Here is a 1,075-nt window from a genome sequence, read left to right on the forward strand (position 1 = left end):
TGTCCCGTCCTGAAATAGCGATACACAAAAAAAGTATCAAAAATGGAAGGACAAAACAGTTATGTCAAACGTACCCAAAAAGACTATTCATTATCTTTTAAGTTACAGATAGTTCAGGAAATTGAGCGGGGTAAAATTACAGCTAGCGAGGCTACCAAACAATATGGCATACAATGCAGAAAGAGTGTTATAAATTGGCTTCGAAAATATGGTAACTTTGATTGGGAGAATCAAACGCCATCAAATATGCCAAAGACACCTGAACAACGCATTATGGAGCTTGAAGCCAAAGTGAAACTTTTGGAAAAGCAGAAAGCTCAGCTTGAGAATCAGAATCATATTTCTGATTCTAAGGCCATTATTTTCGATATGATGATAGACCTTGCCGAAAAAGAATATAATATTGATATCCGAAAAAACTTACCCCCCGGACAATCCAGTCCTTTAGTGAAAAAAGGCAGGAAAGCATAAGCTTTAGCTGTGGTTTGTTCGGGATAAACAGGCAGGTTTATTATCGGAGCATTAAGCGCACCAAGCTCAGGAGAACCTTGGCAGAACAGGTTGTGGCACTTGTGAGGGAGCAACGTATAATCCAGCCCAGGCTTGGTACACGAAAACTGTATTACATACTTAATAATAAGCTTAGAGCGTTAAAAGTAGGCAGGGATAAGTTCTTCAATATCCTAAAAGCGAATCATTTATTGATAAAACCAAAAAGGAGTTATCATGTTACTACATGGTCACACCATCGCTTTAGGAAGCACCCTAACCTGATAAAAGAACTTGATATTACTAAACCGGAGCAGGTGTGGGTATCCGACATTACATACATCGGCAAACGTGATAAGCCTTGTTATTTAAGCTTAATAACAGATGCCTATTCTAAAAAGATAATGGGATATGATGTGTCTGACTCCCTAAGTACACAAGGCTGTATTAATGCTTTAAAAATGGCTCATAGGAACAGGATGTTTAAGGCTGATGCATTGATACACCACTCAGACAGGGGGATACAATATTGTTCGGATGAATATCAATACTTATTAAAGAAGTACAGCCTAAAGTGTAGCATGAC

2 protein-coding genes are annotated in these 1,075 nt (G+C 38.3%); both read left to right on the top strand.

The genetic code is table 11. The annotated features are described in order from the left end of the window. The first annotated feature begins 42 nt into the window (after nt 1-42). Nucleotides 43-471 (top strand): helix-turn-helix domain-containing protein, encoded by a 429-nt coding sequence (locus tag NZ848_RS21475; protein ID WP_253534625.1) that lies wholly within the window; start codon nt 43-45, stop codon nt 469-471. A 14-nt stretch (nt 472-485) separates the two neighbouring features. Continuing rightward, the coding region (locus NZ848_RS21480; RefSeq protein ID WP_259017224.1) for a DDE-type integrase/transposase/recombinase at nt 486-1,075 on the top strand (590 nt) is incomplete at its 3' end.

Origin of the sequence: Emticicia fluvialis (assembly GCF_024793945.1) — a bacterium.
Lineage (GTDB): Bacteria > Bacteroidota > Bacteroidia > Cytophagales > Spirosomataceae > Emticicia > Emticicia fluvialis.

Coding starts and splice junctions, on each gene's coding strand:
- NZ848_RS21475 (WP_253534625.1), top strand. CDS start 43: ATGGAAGGACAAAACAGTTATGTCAAACGTACCCAAAAAGACTATTCA.